Raw genomic sequence first — 18486 nt, 5'->3', positions numbered from 1 at the left:
CCGCGGACGGATGCCATGTTCGCGCTGAAGCTGATCGTGAGGAACGCGCTGCGCCACAAGCTGCGCACCACGCTGACCGTCGCCGGGCTGGTGGTGGCGGTGCTGGCGTTCGGGCTGCTGCGCACCGTGGTGGACGCGTGGTACGCGGGCGCCTCGGCGGCGTCGAGCGCGCGGCTGGTGACGCGCAACGCCATCTCGCTGGTGTTCCCGCTGCCGCTGAGCTACGAGAACCGCATCCGCGGCGTCGACGGCGTCACGCTGGTGGCGCGCTCCAACTGGTTCGGCGGCATCTACCGCGACCCCAAGAACTTCTTCGCGCAGTTCGCCGTCTCCGACAACTATCTGGACCTTTATCCCGAGTTCATCCTGCCGGCGCAGCAGCGCGCCGACTACCAGCGCGACCGCCGCGGCGCGCTGGTCGGGCGCCAGCTCGCCGACCAGTTCGGCTTCAAGGTGGGCGACGTGGTCCCGCTCAAGGGCACCATCTACCCCGGCACCTGGGATTTCGTCGTGCGCGGCATCCTCGACGGGCGCGACGAGAGCACCATCACGCGCCAGATGGTGTTCCACTGGGAATACCTCAACGAGACCGTGCGCAAGCGCACGCCGCGGCAGGCCGACCAGGTGGGCGTCTACGTGGTCGGCGTGGCCAGTCCAGACAACGGCGCGGCGGTCGCGCGCGCGGTGGACGGCGTGTTCAGGAACTCCCTGGCCGAGACCCTGACCGAGACCGAGCAGGCCTTCCAGCTCGGCTTCGTGGCCATGTCCAACCAGATCATCGCGGCGATCCGCGTGGTGTCCTACGTGGTGATCGTCATCATCATGGCGGTGATGGCCAACTCGATGGCGATGAGCGCGCGCGAGCGCACGGTGGAGTACGCCACGCTCAAGGCGCTCGGCTTCGGGCCGGGCTTCCTGGCGCTGCTGGTGTTCGGCGAGTCGGTCGCCATCGCCGTGGCCGGCGGCGCGCTCGGCATGCTCGCCACGCCACCGATGGCGACCCTGTTCAAGCAGTCCGTGGGCGGCGTGTTCCCGGTCTTCAGCGTGTCGCGCGAGACCGCGCAGCTGCAGGCGGCCTGCGCGCTCGTGGTGGGGCTGGCGGCCGGCATCGTGCCGGCCGTGCAGGCCGCGCGCGTGCGCATCGTCGAGGGCCTGCGGGCCATCGGCTAGGCGCAAGGGACCGACGTGGCGATTCCGCTCTCCTACATCGCGCGCAACCTGTGGGCACGCCGCCTGACCACGGCGCTCACGGCCGGCGGGCTGGCGCTGGTGGTGTTCGTGTTCGCCACCATGCTGATGCTCGATGCCGGCCTCAAGCAGACCCTGGTGACGACCGGCGAGCAGGACAACGTGGTGGTGATCCGCAAGGGCGCCGAGACCGAGATACAGAGCGCGATCTCGCGCGAGCAGGCCAGCATCATGGAGATGCACCCGGCCGTGGCGACGGGTGCCGACGGGCGCCCGTGGGTGTCCAAGGAGGCGGTGGTGCTGATCTCGCTGACCAAGGCCAGCTCGGCGCGGCCCTCCAACGTGGTGATCCGCGGGGTCTCGCCGGCGGGGCTGGCGCTGCGCCCGCAGGTCCGGCTGGTGGCCGGGCGCCTGTTCCGGCCCGGCTCGTCCGAGATCGTGGTCGGCAGCAGCATCGCCAAAGGATTCGACGGCGTGCAGATCGGCGAGCACCTGCGCTTCGCCCAGCGCGACTGGACCGTGGTGGGGCATTTCGACGCCGGCGGCAGCGGCTTCGACTCCGAGATCTGGGGCGACGTCGACCAGCTCATGCAGTCGTTCCGGCGCACCAGCTATTCGGCGATGGTGTTCCGCCTGGCGCAGGCCGGCCGGCTCGACGGCTTCCGCGCCGACATCGACGTCGACCCGCGCCTGGCCAGCGAGGCCAAGCGCGAGCAGGTGTTCTACAGCGACCAGTCGAAGGCGCTGTCCGCGTTCATCAACATCCTGGGCTTCACGCTGTCGGTGATCTTCTCGGTCGCGGCGATGATCGGCGCCATGATCACCATGTACGCCTCGGTGGCCAACCGCGTCGCCGAGATCGGCACGCTGCGCGCGCTCGGCTTCAAGCGCAGCAACGTGCTCGGCGCGTTTCTCATCGAGGCCATGCTGCTGGGGCTGGCCGGCGGTGTCGCCGGCCTTGCCTGCGCGGCGCTGATGCAGTTCGCGTCGTTCTCCACCACCAACTTCCAGACCTTCGCCGACCTGTCGTTCCGCTTCATCCTCACGCCGTCCGTGGTGGCGAAGACGCTCGCGTTCGCGGTGGCGATGGGCCTGTTCGGCGGCTTCCTCCCGGCGCTGCGCGCCGCGCGCCTGAGCATCGTCGACGCGCTGCGGGCGCACTGAGCGCGGCTGTCCGCCTTTTCCGCGCGGCTTCCGGTTCCCGCTTGCGCGGTTGCGCGCCATCTCGCGCCACCCCACGTCACCTCGCTTCGTCTCCCCGCCCGTTCTCAAATACGGAACTGTTGTGCCGTATTTGGGAAACACCTACTGTAGCTTCATCGACAGGGAGACCTGGATGACCGATGCCGCTCAAGCCTGCAACACGCGCCGTGGCGCTACCCGCCACGCCCTTGCCCGCGTGCACTGCAGCATGAATCCCAACCTCGCTTCGACCCGCTCCGGCGCGCAGGACAGCGCGCGCCGGTCCCGCCCATGCCCCAGAACGGAGTGCTCCGCATGCTGATTCCCCGCCAGGCCGTCCCGGCCCTCGCCGTCCCCACGCTCGACCACGGCGACTACGTGTTGCAGCACGAGTCGCCGGCGCAGTTTTCCCTCGTGGTGTTCTACCGCGGCTACCACTGCCCGGTGTGCGCCAAGTACCTGATGGAGCTGGGCCGGCTGCTGCCCGAGTTCGATGCCCGCGGCGTGTCCGTGGTGGCGATCAGCTCGGACGCCGCGCCGCGCGCGCGCAAGATGGCCGACAAGATCGGCATGCCGGCGCTGCGCATGGGCTACGGCCTGCCGCTGGCGGTGGCGCGCCAGTGGGGCCTGTACGTGACCGAGGGCCACGGCAAGACCTCGATCGGCATCGACGAGCCGCCGATGTTCTCCGAGCCCGGCGTGTTCCTGGTGCGGCCCGACCAGACGCTGTACTACGGCGCGGTGCAGACCATGCCGTTCGCGCGGCCGCAGTTTGCCGAGCTGCTGACCTCGGTGGATTTCGCCATCACGCGTAACTACCCCGCGCGCGGCGAGTACACCGGCCCGGTCAGCGCGGCCGCGCAAGCCGAGATGGCGGCCTGAGATGCGCGCCCCGGAGGAGACCAGAACGCCGCTGCCGGTGGCCGATTTGCTCAGGCCGCGCTCGGTCGCGGTGATCGGCGCGTCGGAGGACCAGGGCAAGTTCGGCGGGCGCGTGCTGGCGATGCTGCTGCGGCATCGCTTCGGCGGCACGCTGTATCCGATCAACCCCAACCGCGACACGCTGTTCGGCCTGCGCGCCTACGCCTCGGTGGCCGATACGCCGGACGTGCCCGACATGGCCATCATGGCGGTGCCGCAGCCGCAGGTGAAGGCGCGCGTGGCCGAGTGCGCCGCGCGCGGCGTGCGCTGCGCCATCGTCATCACGGCGCGCTTTTCCGACGCGGACGCCGCCGGGCGCGCGCTGGAGGAGGAGATCGTGGCCATCGCGCGCGCGGCCGGCATGCGGCTGATCGGCCCCAACTGCCTCGGCGTCATCAGCCCGCGCAACCAGCTGGTGCTGTGCTCGTCGCCGGCGCTGGAGATCGAGCGGCTGCCGCGCAGCCCGATCGGCTTCGTCACGCAGAGCGGCGCGCTGATGGGCACGCTGTTCGACCGCGCGGTGGCGATGGGCGTGGGCTTCACCCATTGCGTGTCGGTCGGCAACCAGGCCGACCTGGAACTGTGCGATTTCATCGAGTTCCTGATCGACGACCCCGACACCGCGGTGATCTGCGCCTACATCGAAGGCATCAAGTCGCCGGCGCGCTTCCGCGCGCTGGCCGCGCGCGCCCGCGCCGCCGGTAAGCCGTGGCTGGTGGTCAAGGCCGGCCGCACCGCCGCCGGCCGGCAGGCGGCGTTCTCGCACACGGCCAGCCTGGCCGGCGACTTCGCTGCGCTGGAGGCGGTGTGCCGCGCCGAGAACGTGGTGCTGCTCGACGACGTGTTCGCCATGCTGCTGCTGGCCGCGGCGATGGCGCGCCACCCGGGCCACCGCGTGCGCGACACGGTGCTGCTGTCCACCTCCGGCGGCAGCGCCGCGCTTGGTGCCGACAAGCTGGCCGCCGCGCAATTGCCGATGACGCGCTTCGACGCCGACACGCGCGCGCGGCTGGCCACGCTCTACGTGCCCGGCCAGGCCGACAACCCGGTCGACCTGTTCGGCGCCAAGGTGGCCGAGGTACCCGACTTCGCCTACCAGAGCACGCGCCTGGCGATGGCCGACCCGCGCGCCGACCTGTGCCTGGCGGTCATCACCACCGCGCCCGACCTGGCCGGCATGGCCGCCGGGATCGCGCGCGCCGCCGACGAAGCCGGCAAGCCGGTCATCCACGTGATGCAGCCCGCGCGGCTGGCCGACGGCGCGCGCGCGGTGCTGGCGCAGGCCGGCCAGCCGTTCACGGATGGGCTCGGCGAGGCGGTCGAGGCGGTGCGCGCGTGGGCCGCGTGGTCGGCGTGGCGGCCGGTGCCGGCCGCCGCGCACGGCGGGCCGCGGCTGGCCGTGAGCCTGCCGGCCGGCGCCGCCGTGCTCGACGAGGCGGCGGCCAAGGCGCTGCTCGCGCTGGCCGGCATCCCGGTCAACGCCGGCACGGTGGTGGCGCACGCCGAGGCGGCGCGGCAGGCCGCGCCGTCGGTGGGCTTTCCGCTCGCGCTCAAGGTGGTCTCGCCGGACATCGTGCACAAGTCGGAGGTGGGCGGCGTGGCGCTGAACCTGCGCAGCGCGCAGGAGGTGGCCGACGCGGTCGGCGCGATGGCGGCGCGCATCGCCGCCGCGCGGCCCGATGCGCGCATCGAAGGCTGGTTCCTGCAGCGCATGGCCGGCGGCGAGGTGGAACTGCTGGTGGGCGCGCGCCGCGACCCGCAGTTCGGGCCGATGGTGGTGGTGGGCAGCGGCGGCGTGCTGGTGGAGCTGCTGCGCGACGTGGTGCTGCTGCCGGCGCCGGTCGGCGCCGCGGCGGCGCGCGCGGCGCTGGCCTCGCTCAGGCTGGCGCCGCTGTTCGCCGGCTACCGCGGCGCGGCGCCGGTGGACCTGGAGGCCGCCGTCGACGTGCTGGTGCGTTTCGGTGCGCTCGCCGCGCAGATGGGCGAGCGCGATTTCGAGATCGAAGTGAATCCGCTCAGGCTGGGCGCAGACGGCTGCGTCGCCGTCGATGCCCGCGCGCGGTTCGGGGAGGAACCACAATGAGTTGCCTGAAAATCGAAGAGCATGGCCCGGTCACCGTCTTCACCATCGACAACGCGGCCAAGCGCAACGTCATCTCGCAGGCCACGGCGCTGGACCTGCAGCGCGCGTTCGCCGAGTTCGACCGCTCGGCGCAGCGCGTGGCCATCGTCACCGGCGCCGGCAACGAGGCCTTCACCGCCGGCGCGGACCTGAACGACATCCCCGAGTTCTGGCGCTGCACGCCGGGCGCCGGCATCGCCACCGACAAGCCCATCATCGCCGCCGCGGCGGGCTGGTGCATCGGCGGCGGCATCACGCTGCTGGGCATGTGCGACCTTGCCGTGGCGGCCGACAACACCAAGTTCATGTATCCGGAGGCGAAGCTTGGCTTCACGCAGGGCTTCATCACCGGCATCGCCGCGCGCATCCCGCAGAAGGTGGCGATGGAGATCATGCTGCTCGGGCGCACCATCGACGCCGCGCGCGCCTACGAGGTCGGCCTCGTCAACCAGGTGGTGCCCGCCGGGCAGCAGCTCGGCGTGGCGCTGGAGATGGCGCACGAGATCGCCGGCCACGCGCCGCTGGTGGTGCGCGCGATCAAGCGCTTCGTGCACGAGCTGCTGCCGGCCAGCCCGGCCGAGTCGTATGCGCGCACGCTGCAGCAGCTCGACGCCATGCGCCTGTCCGAGGATGCCAGGGAGGGGCAGCAGGCGTTCCGCGAGAAGCGCCCGCCCAACTTCCAGGGGCGCTAGCGCCGCGTGCAGCCCCACCGAGTACCGCCGAGTACCGCCGAGCGCCGTCCAGAGCGCCAACGCAGGAGACACCTCATGAACCGCCGCCGTTCCCTCCGCCAGCTCGCCGCCGCGCTGCTCGGCCTCGCGCTGCCCGTGCTTGCCGCCGCGCCCGCGCGCGCGCAGGACAAGACCGTGCGCATCATCGTGCCCTATCCGGCCGGCGGCAACGCCGACAACATCGCGCGCCTGTACGGCGACGCGCTGGCCAAGAAGCTCGGCCAGCCGGTCATCATCGAGAACAAGCCCGGCGGCGGCGCCATGATCGGCGCGCAGGCCGCCGCGCGCAGCCCCGGCGACGGCAGCGTGCTGTTCATGGCGCCGACCGCCGTGTTCGTGGTGACGCCGCACCTGCGCGCCACGCCCTACGACGCGCAGAAGGACTTCATCCCGGTGGCCAAGATCACCTCGTGGATTCCGGTGATGGTCACGCGCAAGGACTTTCCCGGCCACACGCTGGCCGAGGTGGTGGCCGAGGTGAAGCGGCACCCGGGCAAGTACACCTTCGGCTCGGCCGGGCCGGCCACCATGACCCACCTGATGGGCGAGCTGATGAACCAGAAGCTCGGCATGAACACCGTGCACGTGCCCTACAAGGGCTCGGCCGACCTGATCTCCGAGGTGGTGTCCGGGCGCATCGACATCGCCTACGACAGCGTGCTGGTGCCGCAGGTCAAGGCCGGGCAGGTGCAGGCCGTGGCCAGCATGGTGGCGCTGCGCAACCCGGACCTGCCCTCGGTGCCGACCCTGAAGGAGCTCGGCACCGACATCGACGTGCCCAACTGGTACGGGCTGTTCGTGCCCAGGGGCACGCCGCAGGCCGTGGTGGACCGGTTCGGCGCGCTGTCGCGCGAGATCGTGGCCGGGCTCGACAAGGACCAGCTCGGCAAGATGAGCATGAAGGCGGACTACCAGGACCCGGCCGCGTTCAAGGCCCAGATCGGCCGCGATGACGCGCTGATGCGCGACGTCATCCAGAAGGCGAACATCCGTCTCGAATGACGGCGGCCGCCGGCTGCCCGGCCTGCTCCAGCAGCCAGTCGCGCAAGGCCGGCGCGCCGGCGCCGTGCAGCGTGGCCTCGGGATACACCAGGTAATAGGCCAGCCCGCTCGGCGCGGCAGCGCCGAACCAGTCCACCAGGCGGCGCGTGGCCAGGTCCGGCTGCGCCAGCGCGCGCGGCACCAGCGCCACGCCGTGGCCGGCGCGCGCGGCTTCCATCACGCCGTTGGAGTCGGTGAAGACCGGCCCCTTGCGCGCCAGCGCGGCGGGCAGGCCGGCATCGGCCAGCCACAGCGACCAGTCGCCGCGGTGCTCGTCGTGCAGCAGCACCTGCGCCGCCACGTCGCGCCGCGCCGGTTTCGCGCGGCGCCCGCGCAGCAGCGCCGGGGCCGACACCACGCTCAGGTCGTCGTCGAACAGCTTGTGCGCGCGCAGGCCGGGATAGCGGCCGCGGCCGTGGCGCACCGCGAAGGCGATGCCGTCGCGGGCGAAGTCGGCCACCTGGTTGGAGGCCTTGATGCGCAGGTCGACCTGCGGGTGGCGCGCCTCGAACGCGCCCAGCCGCGGCACCAGCCACTGCGCGGCGAAACCCGGCGTGCAACTGATGGCGAGCCGGGGCGCGGCGGCCGTGCGCGCCGCCGCGGTGGCCTGTGCGATCAGCCCGAGCGCGCCGCTCACGGCCTGGAAATACGCCTCGCCGGCCGGCGTCAGCGCCAGGCCGCGCGGCGAGCGCGCGAACAGCGCCACGCCCAGGCTCTGTTCCAGCCGCTTGAGCTGCAGGCTGACCGCGCCCTTGGTCACGCACAGCAGGTCGGCGGCGGCGCCCAGGTTCAGGCAGCGGGCGGCGGCGTCGAACGCGAGCAGGGCGTTCAGGGGTGGGAGCGATGTCTTCATGTTGAGGAAAACTAAACGAAGCGCCGCGAAATGTCGATAGCGCGGCGCGCATCGGCCCGCTAGTCTTGCGCGCAGGATCATTTCGCTCAACACCACCCAGCCCCCAGGCAGACACGATGCACGACCCCGGCCAGTCCACCGAAATCCCCCTGCTCGAACAGACGCTGGCGCACGCCCGCGACTACCTGGCCAGCCTGGCCGACGGCCCGGTGGCCGCCACGGCCTCGCTGCAGACGCTGCGCGCGCGCTTTGCCGCCGCATTGCAGGAAGGCTCGCTCGATCCCGCGCGCGTGATCGGCGAGCTGGTCGAGAACACCGGCGACGGCCTCATGCGCAGCGCCAGCGGCCGCTTCTTCGCCTGGGTGATCGGCGGCAGCCTGCCGGCGGCGCTGGCGGCCGACTGGCTGACCTCGGTGTGGGACCAGAACGCCGCCATCCACGCCTGCAGCCCGGCCGAGGCGGTGATCGAGGAAACCTGCGGCGCCTGGCTCAAGGACCTGCTGCAACTGCCGGCGGCGGCCAGCTTCGCGCTGGTCACGGGCTCGCAGACGGCGCACACGGTGGCGCTGGCCGCGGCGCGGCACGCGCTGCTGGCGCGCGCTGGCTGGAACGTGGAGGAAGACGGCCTGTGGGGCGCGCCGCGCGTGCGCGTGCTGACCAGCGACCAGCACCACGGCTCGCTGCAGCGCGCGCTGCGGCTGCTGGGCCTGGGCCGCCGCGCGCTGGTGAGCCTGCCGACCGACGCGCGCGGCCGGCTGGCGCCCGCCACGCTGCAGTTCGCGCTGGACAGCGAGCCCGGCGTGCCGGCCATCGTGGTGCTCCAGGCCGGCGACCTCAACACCGGCGCCTACGACGACTTCGCCGCGCTGGTGCCGCTGGCGCGCGCGCGCGGCGCCTGGGTGCACGTGGACGGCGCGTTCGGCCTGTGGGCGGCGGCCAGCCCGCGCCTGCGCCACCTGGTGGCGGCGGCCGGCACGGCGGATTCCTGGGTGGCCGACGGCCACAAGTGGCTCAACGTGCCGTATGACTGCGGCTACGCCTTCGTGGCCGACCCGGCCGCGCATTTCGCCGCGATGTCGCACCGCGAGAGTTATCTGCTGCAGGTGGACGGCGCGCGCGACGCGCTCGACTGGAACCCCGAATGGTCGCGCCGCGGCCGCGCCGTGGCCACCTACGCGGCGCTGCGCCAGCTGGGCCGGCAGGGCGTGGCCGAACTGCTGGAGCGCACCAGCGCGCTGGCCGGCGCGCTGGTGGACGGTATCGGCGCGCTCGACGGCGCCGAGGTGGTGTGGCGCTCCGAGGTCAACCAGGGGCTGGTGCGCTTCCCGGCGCCGGGCGCCGGCGCGCGCGCCGCCGACCACGAGCGCCACACCGACGCGGTGATCGCCGCCGTCGCCGCCGGCGGCGAGGCCTACTTCGGCGGCACCACGTGGCGCGGCCAGAGCTGCATGCGGGTCTCGGTCTGCAACTGGCGCACCACCGGCGACGACGTGGCGCGCGCGGTCGCGGCGGTCAGGCAGGCGCTGGCGCAGGTGAGTGGACGCAAATGAGCGGACGCCGAACGCCGGCGCGGCCCCGGAGGGGCTTTAACCAGTGCCCAAGACGTTGTTTCAAAATGAAGCGAAGCGGTCCTGGCCAGGCGCGGGGCCGCAGACAGTACAAGTGGTACTTGCCGTGCCCCGCAACGACGCCAGGATCTTTTTGAAACGACTTCTTAGCCGATGAGCGGCCACAGCGCCGACGCCGCCGCGAAGTCGGCCTCCTCGCCGGCGATCGCGCGCAGCGTGGACACCAGCGAGCGCGCGTCGCCGCTGCGCCAGTGGAAGCAGTAGCGCAGGTTGTGCGGCGTGGGCGTGCTCGACAGCTCGGCCAGCTTGCCCGCGCGGATCAGCGGCGCGACGTAGGCGCGCGGGAACAGGCTGATGCCCACGCCGGCGATCACCAGCGCGATCACCGCCGACAGGCTGTTGCACACCACCGCGCGCGAGATCACGATCTGCTGGCTGTCCGCCCAGTTCTCCAGCGCGCGCGACAGGCCGGCCTCGGCGCTGAGCATGATGACCGGGTTGTCGGCGAAGTGCGCGGGCGTGAGCCGGGTGCCGGCGGCGAGGCGCTGCGGCGCGGCCATCCAGCGGTATTCCAGCTCGCCGAGCAGGTCGGACGACAGCGCCGTCGACGGCACCGGGCCCGGCACGATGGCGAAGTCCAGCTCGCCGCGCTCCAGGCGCCGCTCGAGGTTGCGCGTCAGGTCCACCTGCGGCTCCAGCGCGAGGTTGGGATGCAGGTGGCGCACGCGCGCCACGAAGCGCGGGAACCACGTCGAGGCCACCAGCTCGCTGATGCCGAAGCGCGTGGTGCCGCGCAGCGACGCCGCCACGTCGAGGTCGGCGCGGATGCGGCTCTCGATGTCCAGCATCTGCGTGGCGTGCGCCACCAGCTGCTCGCCGGCGTCGGTGAGCACGGCGCGCTGGCCGGTGCGGTCGAACAGCGGCTTGCCGAGGTCGCTTTCCAGCTCGGCGATGCGCTTGGACAGGGTCGACTGCGTCACATGCAGGCGCCTGGCCGCCACCGCGAAGCTGTTGAGCTTCGCGGCCCAGAAGAATGCTTCCAATTGCTTGAGCGTCATCGGCGGCCCCCGGATCGATGGGGACGGATCATATTCCTTTTCTTCACGTGACGGATTGAATATTTGTCGCTTTCTTCATCAGAGGGGGCTGCGTATCTTTGTCGCATTGTCCAACTACGCCCCGGTGAAGAATCATGAGCAAACGCGGCCTGCGCGCCTTGTGCTTTTGTCTGCTGGCCAGCGCTGCCGCCGGCGCGCTGGCGCAATGGCCCGACGACAAGCCGATCCAGGTGCTGGTCGGCTTCGCCGCCGGCGGCGGCACCGACACGATGGCGCGCACCATGGCGCCGTTCATCCAGAAGCACCTGGGCGGCCACGCCACGCTGGTGGTGCAGAACAAGCCCGGCGCGGCCGGGGAGATCGCCAACATCGGGCTGATGCGCGCGCCGGCCGACGGCTACACCATCGGCGTGGTGAACCTGCCGGCGATGGCGTTCGTGCCGCTGTACCGCAAGACCCAGTTCGATCCCGCCGCGCTGCGGCTGGTGGCGCGCGTGCTGAGCGACCCCACCATCCTGGTGGCGCGCAAGGACAGCCCGTACAACACGCTGGGCGAGGTGGTGGCGGCGCTCAGGCAGCGCCCCGGCTCGCTCTCGTTCGGCCACAACGGCGTGGGCACCAACGGCCACCTCGCGCTGCTGCAACTGCAGAACGCCGGCGGCGTGAAGCTCAACGACATCCCCTTCAACGGCACCTCGCAGTCCAAGACCGCGCTGTTCGGCGGCCATATCGACTTCGCCGCCGTGACCACCGGCGAGATGCAGGACGTGGGCAAGGAAGCCGTGCCGCTGAAGATCCTCGCGCAGATGGGCGAGCGGCGCGCGGCCTCGGTGCCGAACGTGCCCACCGCGCGCGAGCAGGGCATCGACGACGTGATGCCGGCCGAGCGCGGCATCGCCGTGCCCGCCGGCGTGCCGGCGGCGCTGGTGGCGCGGCTGCGGCAGGCCATCCAGGCCACGCTCAAGGACCCCGACTACCTGCGCCAGGCCGGCAACGACGCGCCGGTGCTGGCGTATCTCGACGGCGACGCCTGGGCCAGGGACATCGCGGGCCGCCAGGCGGTCATGCGCAAGCTCGCGGCCAGCATGCCGAAGGAATGACGATGGCCGGCCCGCGCGACATCGCGCCGCGGCTGGCCGCGGCCGCCGCCTTTTCCTTTTCCTCCACGGTCACCATGCCGACCCCTCTCGCCAACGCGCCCGCCATGTCCTCCATGTCCAAGCCGACTCCGCTTCGCCACGCACCGCTTCGCCACGCACCGCTTCGCCGCGCTGCCGGCCTGCTCCTGATCGCCGCCGCGGCCTGGTCCGGCACGGCGCCGGCAGCCGAGGCCTATCCGTCCAGGCCGATCCACCTGATCGTGCCCTACGCCGCCGGCGGCACCACCGACATCGTCGGCCGCGCCTTCGCGCTGGAACTGGGCAAGCGCCTGGGGCAGCCGGTGGTGGTCGACAACCGCGCCGGCGCCGGCGGCATGATCGGCGCGGCCGCGGTGGCGCGCGCCGAGGCGGACGGCTACACGCTCGGCATCGCCACCGTGAGCACGCTGGCCACGGCGCCGCTGACCTCGCGCAAGCCGGCCTACGACCCGATGGCCGACTTCACGCCGGTCTCGCTGATCGCCTTCGTGCCCAACGTGGTGACGGTCAACCCGAACATCCCGGCCCGCACGCTGCAGGAATTCATCGCGCTGCTCAAGGCGAACCCGGGCAAGTATTCGTATGCGACCTCGGGCGTGGGCAGCATCGCCCATCTCGACGGCGAGCTGTTCAAGCGCCTGACCCGCACCGAGATCGCGCACGTGCCCTACCGCGGCTCCGGCCCGGCGCTGGCCGACACGGTGGCGGGGCAGGTCGCCGCGCAGTTCGACAACGTGTCGTCCTCGCTGGCCTTCATCAAGTCCGGCAAGCTGCGCGCGCTGGCGGTGGCGTCGGCGAAGCGGATTCCGGAGCTGCCGGACGTGCCGACCTACGCCGAGGCCGGCCTGCCGGAGATGAACAACATGGCGTGGTTCGGCCTGGCCGGCCCCGCCGGCCTGCCGCCCGCGGTCCGGAAGGTGCTGGGCGACGCCAGCGCGGGCGCGCTGCGCAGCCCGGAGCTGGTCGCGGTCCTGCAGCGCAACGGCGCGCTGCCGCAGTCCACCACCGCCGAGCAGTTCACCGACCTGATCCACCGCGAATACAAGCTGCGCCAGAAGATCGTGGTCTCGCAGCACATCACCGCCGACTGACCGACCCCATGACCCAAGACGCCACGCCGCTGCCCTGGCTATCGCTGCTGTACGTTCCCGCGCACGACGCGCGGCGGCTCGAGGACGCGCTGCGCAGCGGCGCGCATGCCGCCATCCTGGACCTCGAGGATTTCGTGCCCTATCCGCACAAGGCGCAGGCCCGGCAGGCGCTGCCGCGCGCCGCCGCCGCGTGCCGCGCCGCCGGCATGGGCGTGGCGGTGCGCATCAACCGGCGCATGGACCTGGCCGCCGCCGACATCGAGCACGCGGTCGCCGCCGGCGCCGACGCCATCATGATGACCAAGGCGATGGGCGCGCAGCACCTGATGCTGGTCGACGAGCTGGTCGGCGCGTGGGAGCGCCGCCGCGGGCTGGCCGCCGGCGGCATCCGGCTGATCGCGCTGGTGGAGACCGCCGCGGCCATCGGCCGCATGGAAGAGATCTGCCGCGCCAGCCGCCGCCTGGTGGCGATCGGGCTGGGCGGCGAGGACGTTGCCCGCGAATGCGCGATGGTGTCGTCCGAGGACACCTTGCGCCTGCCCAAGCAGCAGATGATCTTCGCCGCGGTCGCGGCCGGCATCGTGCCGCTCGGTTATCTCGCCAGCGTGGTCGACTACCGCAACGCGGACGAGTTCGCGGCGATGGTGCGGCGCTCGCGGGCGTTCGGCTTCCAGGCCGCCACCTGCGTCAACGCGGAGCAGGTCGCGGTGGTGAACGCGGCCTACGCGCCCACCGCGCGCGAGCTGGACGCCGCGCGCGCGGCGCTGGCCGTGCGCGATGCCGGCGCGCTGCGCGAGGACGACGGCGCGCTGCCGCACGAGACCGAAAGCGCGCGGCGCCGCGCCGCGCTGTTGCTGGCGCGCGGACGCATGGCCGCGTGCATGCCGTCATGACGGCGCGCGCGCAGACTCGCATGGAAACCAACACCTCAACGCCTCCCACGCCGCGCCCCACGCCGGCCGCGGCCAGGGCCGCGCTGCGCGCGCTGCTGCGCGAGGAAGCCTTCGTCGTCGCGCCGGCCGTGCACGACGTCTTCAGCCTGCGGCTGGTCGAGCAGGCCGGCTACCGCAGCGCCTGCATCAGCGGCGCGATGCTCTCGTACGCGCTGCTGGGCGTGCCGGACATCGGCTTGCTGACGCTGACCGAGACCGTCGAGCACTGCCGCCGGCTGGTCCGGGCTTCGGCCATCCCGATCACCGCGGACGGCGACGCCGGCTTCGGCAACGCGCGCGGCGTCCACTACGCGGTGGAGCTGTTCGAGGAAGCCGGCGCCGCCGGGCTCAACCTCGAAGACCAGGTGGTGCCGCGGCGCTGGGGCGCCGGCGCGGCCAAGGAAGTGGTGCCGGTGGCGGAGATGGTGGGCAAGATCCGCGCGGCGCGGGCCGCGCGGCGGGACCCGGATTTCCTCATCATCGCCCGCACCGACGCCTTCGCCTGCGAGCCGCCCGAGCAGGTGATCGCGCGCGCGCGGGCGTATGAGGCGGCCGGCGCGGACCTGCTGCTGCCGATCGCGCCGCGCACCGCGTCGAACGTGGAGCGGCTGGTCGGGGCGCTGGAGATTCCCGTCACGCTGAGCATCGGCACCGGGCTGGCGCCGAGCCCGTCGTCGGCCAGCCTGCCGCTGCGGCGCATCCGCGAACTCGGCGTGCGCCGCGTCAGCCTGACCACGCTGCTGCCCGGCGCCGCCGCGCAGGGGATGGCCGATGGGCTGGACGCGCTGCGCCGGCTGCTGGAAGGCGGCATGGAGCCGCCCGTCGACGCCGGCGGCGAGCTGGCGGCGCGCGGCGCGCGCGGCTTCGACGCGCTGTTCGGCGCGCCGTCGCAGAAGGCGTTCGAGGACGCGCTGCTGCAATAGCCGCGTGCGCCGCGTCCGGGCCGGCGCATCGCCGGCCCCGCCGCATGCGCATATGCACATGCGGAAAAAATCCTTAGCCGTGCCCGGCTGGTGGGCTATCGTGGCCAGTCGGGCCGCGCTTTCCGTGCGGCGCTCGTCCTCGCACGCTATGCATCACACGGATCGCCTGGTCCACTGGGTTCTGAGCAGCCTGGAACTCGAGACCACCCTCTTTCACATCGGGCAGTATTGCGGCAGCTGGCGCGCCTCGGTCGCCGGCCGCATGCGCGCGGGCTTCCACCTCGTGCTGCACGGCGAGTGCTGGCTGCACCTGCCCGGCGAGTCCGGCGTGCCGCTGCAGGCCGGCGACGCGGTGTTCTTCCTGCGCGACGTGCCCCACCATCTCGGCCCGCATGCCGACGGTCAGGCCTGCGCGCCGGCCGCGGCCATGCAGCCGCTCGAGCCGCCCGCGCCGGACGGCACCGGGCTGGCCTGCGGCTTCTTCGATTTCCGCCCCGGCCTGAGCGAAGTCCTGCTGGCGCCGTTTCCCGACTACCTCGTGCTGCCCGCGCGGGACCAGGCGCTGGCCGGCGCGCGCCCGCTGTTCGACCTGATCCTGGCCGAGGCGCGCCGCGGCGACGCCGAGCCGTCGCCGCTGATCGCGCGGCTGGTCGACCTGCTGCTGTTCTACGTGGTGCGGCATCTCGCCACGCGCGAGGACGTGGCGCGCGGCCTGTGGCCGCTGCTGCGCAGCGCGGAATTCTCCAGCCTGATGCTGGCGCTGATCCGGCATCCCGGGCGGCCCTGGACGCTGGAGTCGATGGCGGAGCTGGTCCACATGTCGCGCGCCACGTTCTGCAAGCGCTTCATGGAAACCTGCGGGCAGTCGCCGGCGGCGTTCCTGCTGCTGCTGCGCATGAAGATCGCGTCGCAGCTGCTGGCCAGCCGCTGCAGCGTCGCGCAGGTGGCCGAGCAGGTGGGCTACCGCTCCGAAGCCGCGTTCGCGCGGGCGTTCAAGAAGGCCACCGGCGAGCAGCCGGGCGCGGTGCGCCGGCAGGGCCAGCCGGGCCAGTCGGGCCAGCAGGGCGCGCCGTCGGCGCTGCCGCACGCGGCGACGGCGCTGGAATAAGCCGCGCGCGCATTCGCAGACGAAACAGCAGGAAATCGCGACACTCGCGCATGGCGGGGCGCACCGGCGGATCGCACAATCGGCCTGTGTCCAACACCTTTCCCCCGACGCCATGAGCCGCTTTCCCCTCAACACCGCAGACACCGCCCCCGAGGCCAGCCGGCCCTTCGTCGCGCGCGCCATCGCCAGCAACGGCTACCTGCCCAACCTGATCGCCGCGCTGTCCAACGCGCCGGCCGCGCTGGAAGCCTACCTGACGCTGTCGGAGATCAACGGCCGCGGCTCGCTGACGCTGGCCGAGCGCGAGGTGGTGCAGATCACCGCGGCGGCCACGCACGGCTGCGGCTTCTGCGTGGCCGGCCACACCGCGGTCGCGCTCAAGAAGGTGAAGTTCGACGCCGACACCGTGGGCGCGCTGCGCGCCCAGACCACGGTGCCGGACGCCCGCCTCGAAGCGCTGGCGGCGTTCACCCGCGCCGTGATCCGCGACCGCGGCGCGGTGCCGCAGGCCGATTTCGACGCCTTCGTGGCGGCCGGCTTCGAGGCGGCCCAGGCGCTCGACGTGGTGCTCGGCGTGGCCCTGGCCACGCTGTGCAACTTCGGCAACAACCTGTCGCAGACGCCGCTCAACCCCGAACTGGAAAGCTACCGCTGGACGCGCGGCGCGGCCTGATGCGGCCCGCCACCGAAGCCAAGCACAGGAGTGCCCGATGACCACGCTCGACCCGACCCTCGCGCAATGGCTTGACGACCACGCCGACGCGCTCGACAGCGGCGCCGCCGATCCGGCCGCGCTGCTCGCGCGGCTGGCGCAGGCCGGCCTGTTCCGCGTCGGCGTGCCGCGCGCGGCCGGCGGCGACGGCGGCAGGACCTCGGACGCCATCGCCGCCATCGCCGCGGTGGCCGGGCATTCGCAGACCGCCGCGTTCGTGCTGTGGGGGCAGCGCACCTTCATCGAATACCTGCTGCAGACGCCCAACCGCGCGCTGGCCGGGCGCTGGCTGGGGCCGCTGCTGGAAGGCACGCTGGCCGGCGCCACCGGGCTGTCCAACGCCATGAAGTTCCTCGGCGGCATCGAGGCGCTGCAGGTCAGCGCGCGCGCCACCGACACCGGCTGGCAGATCGACGGCGCGCTGCCGTGGGTCACCAACCTGAACCCGGACGGCTTCGCGGTCGCGGTGGCGGCCGACGACCTCGCCACCGGCCGCGCCGGCGTCTACGCCATCCCGTATCCGCTGGCCGGCGTGGCGCGCGGCGACGACCTCGACCTGATCGGCCTGCGCAGCAGCCACACCGCGACGCTGCGCTTCGACGCCGTGGCGCTGGATGCCGGCTGGCTGCTGCACGAGGACGCGCACCATTTCCTGCCGCGCGTGCGCCCGGCCTTTCTCGGCCTGCAATGCGGCCTGTCGATCGGGCTGGCGCGGCGCGCCCTGGCGGCGGCGCGCGGGCGCAGCGGCGCCGGCCGCTCGGTGCTCGACGACGAGCTCGACGCGCTGGCCGGCGAGCTGGAAGCGCTGGCCGCGCGGCTGGCCGGCGGGGTGGACGGCAACGCGGACGGTAACGTGGACGGCAGCGCGGACCGCGACGATTTCCTCGCCGCGCCGCGCGCGCTGTTCGCCATCCGCATCCGCCTGGTCGAGCTGGCGCTGGCCGCGATGCAGCTCGAGCTGCAGGCGCGCGGCGGCGCGGCCTACCTGCGCTCGCGCAACGACGGCTTCGCGCGGCGCTGGCGCGAGGCGGCCTTCCTGCCGGTGGTCACGCCCAGCCTGGTGCAGCTGAAAGCCGAGCTGGCGCGCCCGCAGCCCGGGCAGGCGCCGCGCGAGGCGGCATGAGCGGCGCGCTGCTCGAAGCCGCGGGCGTCGCGCTGGCGTATGGCGCCGGCGGCGGCGCGCGCACCGTGCTGGACCGGCTCGACCTGCACCTGGCGCCGGGCGAGATCGTCTCCGTGATCGGCCCCAGCGGCGCCGGCAAGTCCAGCCTGCTGCGCCTGCTCGCCGGCCTGCAGCAGCCGACCCGCGGCAGCGTGCGCATGCTGGGCGAGACGCTGGCCGCGCCGCATCCGCGCATCGCGGTGGCGTTCCAGGACGCCTGCCTGCTGCCGTGGCTGTCGGTGGAGCACAACGTCGGGTTTGGTCTGGGCTTTCGCCGCCAGCCCGCCATCGGCCGCGGCGAGCGCGCCGGGCGCGTGGCGCAGACGCTGGCGGCGGTCGGCCTGCTGGACGCGCGCCACCTGTTCCCGGCGCAGTTGTCCGGCGGCATGGCGCAGCGCGTGGCGCTGGCCCGCTGCTTGGCGCGCCAGCCGCAGGCGCTGCTGCTCGACGAGCCGTTCGGCGCGCTCGACGAAATCACGCGCGTCGACATGCAGGCGCTGCTGCTCGGCATCGTGCGCGCCTACCGGCCCGCCACCTTGCTGATCACGCACGACATCGACGAAGCGCTGCTGCTGTCCGACCGCATCGTGCTGCTCGGCGGCCCGCCCGGCGCGCCGGCCTCGGTCGCGCACGAATGGCGCATCGGCCTGCCGCACCCGCGCGAGTCGCAGGTCGAGGCGCTCGGCGCGCTGCGCATCGAGATCGTGCTGCACCTGCGCCGGCTGCTGCGGCCGGCTTCCGTTTGACCAATCACG

At 72.9% G+C, this 18486-nt stretch carries 17 protein-coding genes; 15 read left to right on the top strand and 2 right to left on the bottom strand.

Annotated features, from left to right (window positions below; all coding sequences use genetic code 11):
• The first annotated feature begins 15 nt into the window (after window positions 1-15).
• The 6 genes from ACWTPI_RS31225 to ACWTPI_RS31200 all read left to right on the top strand — a co-directional run bounded on the left by ACWTPI_RS31225 (window position 16) and on the right by ACWTPI_RS31200 (window position 7146).
• On the top strand, window positions 16-1170 hold the full coding sequence (locus tag ACWTPI_RS31225) for an ABC transporter permease (RefSeq protein WP_020202393.1): 1155 nt from the start codon (window positions 16-18) through the stop codon (window positions 1168-1170).
• Window positions 1171-1185: 15 nt separating this feature from the next.
• The gene (locus ACWTPI_RS31220; RefSeq protein ID WP_020202392.1) at window positions 1186-2352 is read left to right on the top strand and encodes an ABC transporter permease; all 1167 of its coding nucleotides are present in this window, start codon (window positions 1186-1188) and stop codon (window positions 2350-2352) included.
• A gap of 333 nt (window positions 2353-2685) precedes the next feature.
• Complete coding sequence (locus ACWTPI_RS31215) at window positions 2686-3252, top strand: peroxiredoxin-like family protein (RefSeq protein ID WP_020202391.1); 567 nt, start codon at window positions 2686-2688, stop codon at window positions 3250-3252.
• Between the two features lies 1 nt (window position 3253).
• Entirely contained in the window at window positions 3254-5374 is a 2121-nt protein-coding gene (locus tag ACWTPI_RS31210; RefSeq protein WP_454733701.1) for an acetate--CoA ligase family protein, read from the top strand.
• Window positions 5371-6105: an enoyl-CoA hydratase/isomerase family protein gene (locus ACWTPI_RS31205; RefSeq protein WP_454733700.1), complete on the top strand. Its 735-nt coding sequence runs from the start codon at window positions 5371-5373 to the stop codon at window positions 6103-6105. The genes ACWTPI_RS31210 and ACWTPI_RS31205 overlap by 4 nt, the downstream gene beginning before the upstream one ends.
• A gap of 75 nt (window positions 6106-6180) precedes the next feature.
• Window positions 6181-7146: a Bug family tripartite tricarboxylate transporter substrate binding protein gene (locus ACWTPI_RS31200; RefSeq protein ID WP_454733699.1), complete on the top strand. Its 966-nt coding sequence runs from the start codon at window positions 6181-6183 to the stop codon at window positions 7144-7146.
• On the opposite strand, the gene gcvA is transcribed toward ACWTPI_RS31200, so the two are convergent.
• A complete protein-coding gene (gene gcvA, locus ACWTPI_RS31195) occupies window positions 7115-8038 on the bottom strand; it encodes a transcriptional regulator GcvA (protein WP_454733698.1) in 924 nt (307 codons plus the stop codon). The two genes, ACWTPI_RS31200 and gcvA, sit on opposite strands and share 32 nt — an antisense overlap.
• Window positions 8039-8154: 116 nt before the next feature.
• On the opposite strand from gcvA, the gene ACWTPI_RS31190 reads away from it, so the two are divergent.
• The gene (locus tag ACWTPI_RS31190; protein ID WP_454733697.1) at window positions 8155-9588 is read left to right on the top strand and encodes a pyridoxal phosphate-dependent decarboxylase family protein; all 1434 of its coding nucleotides are present in this window, start codon (window positions 8155-8157) and stop codon (window positions 9586-9588) included.
• 164 nt (window positions 9589-9752) lie between these two features.
• Here the strand turns inward: ACWTPI_RS31190 and ACWTPI_RS31185 are convergent, their stop codons facing one another.
• Window positions 9753-10664 (bottom strand): LysR family transcriptional regulator, encoded by a 912-nt coding sequence (locus ACWTPI_RS31185; RefSeq protein ID WP_020202384.1) that lies wholly within the window; start codon window positions 10662-10664, stop codon window positions 9753-9755.
• 134 nt (window positions 10665-10798) lie between these two features.
• On the opposite strand from ACWTPI_RS31185, the gene ACWTPI_RS31180 reads away from it, so the two are divergent.
• The 8 genes from ACWTPI_RS31180 to ACWTPI_RS31145 all read left to right on the top strand — a co-directional run bounded on the left by ACWTPI_RS31180 (window position 10799) and on the right by ACWTPI_RS31145 (window position 18477).
• Window positions 10799-11764 carry a tripartite tricarboxylate transporter substrate binding protein gene (locus ACWTPI_RS31180; protein WP_059412428.1) on the top strand — a complete coding sequence of 322 codons (966 nt, stop codon included), beginning with the start codon at window positions 10799-10801 and terminating at the stop codon, window positions 11762-11764.
• A gap of 2 nt (window positions 11765-11766) precedes the next feature.
• Window positions 11767-12894 (top strand): Bug family tripartite tricarboxylate transporter substrate binding protein, encoded by a 1128-nt coding sequence (locus ACWTPI_RS31175; RefSeq protein ID WP_454733696.1) that lies wholly within the window; start codon window positions 11767-11769, stop codon window positions 12892-12894.
• Between the two features lie 8 nt (window positions 12895-12902).
• On the top strand, window positions 12903-13787 hold the full coding sequence (locus ACWTPI_RS31170; RefSeq protein ID WP_020202381.1) for an HpcH/HpaI aldolase/citrate lyase family protein: 885 nt from the start codon (window positions 12903-12905) through the stop codon (window positions 13785-13787).
• A gap of 20 nt (window positions 13788-13807) precedes the next feature.
• Complete coding sequence (locus ACWTPI_RS31165) at window positions 13808-14749, top strand: isocitrate lyase/PEP mutase family protein (protein ID WP_454733695.1); 942 nt, start codon at window positions 13808-13810, stop codon at window positions 14747-14749.
• A 148-nt stretch (window positions 14750-14897) separates the two neighbouring features.
• Complete coding sequence (locus ACWTPI_RS31160; RefSeq protein ID WP_454733694.1) at window positions 14898-15857, top strand: AraC family transcriptional regulator; 960 nt, start codon at window positions 14898-14900, stop codon at window positions 15855-15857.
• A gap of 112 nt (window positions 15858-15969) precedes the next feature.
• A complete protein-coding gene (locus tag ACWTPI_RS31155) occupies window positions 15970-16530 on the top strand; it encodes a carboxymuconolactone decarboxylase family protein (protein WP_454733693.1) in 561 nt (186 codons plus the stop codon).
• Window positions 16531-16567: 37 nt separating this feature from the next.
• Entirely contained in the window at window positions 16568-17692 is a 1125-nt protein-coding gene (locus ACWTPI_RS31150; RefSeq protein ID WP_454733692.1) for an acyl-CoA dehydrogenase family protein, read from the top strand.
• The gene (locus tag ACWTPI_RS31145; RefSeq protein ID WP_454733691.1) at window positions 17689-18477 is read left to right on the top strand and encodes an ABC transporter ATP-binding protein; all 789 of its coding nucleotides are present in this window, start codon (window positions 17689-17691) and stop codon (window positions 18475-18477) included. Before ACWTPI_RS31150 ends, ACWTPI_RS31145 begins: the two co-directional genes overlap by 4 nt.
• Window positions 18478-18486: the final 9 nt, after the last annotated feature.

Source organism: Cupriavidus ulmosensis (assembly GCF_977008105.1).
This window is presented reverse-complemented; position numbering and strand designations above follow the sequence as displayed.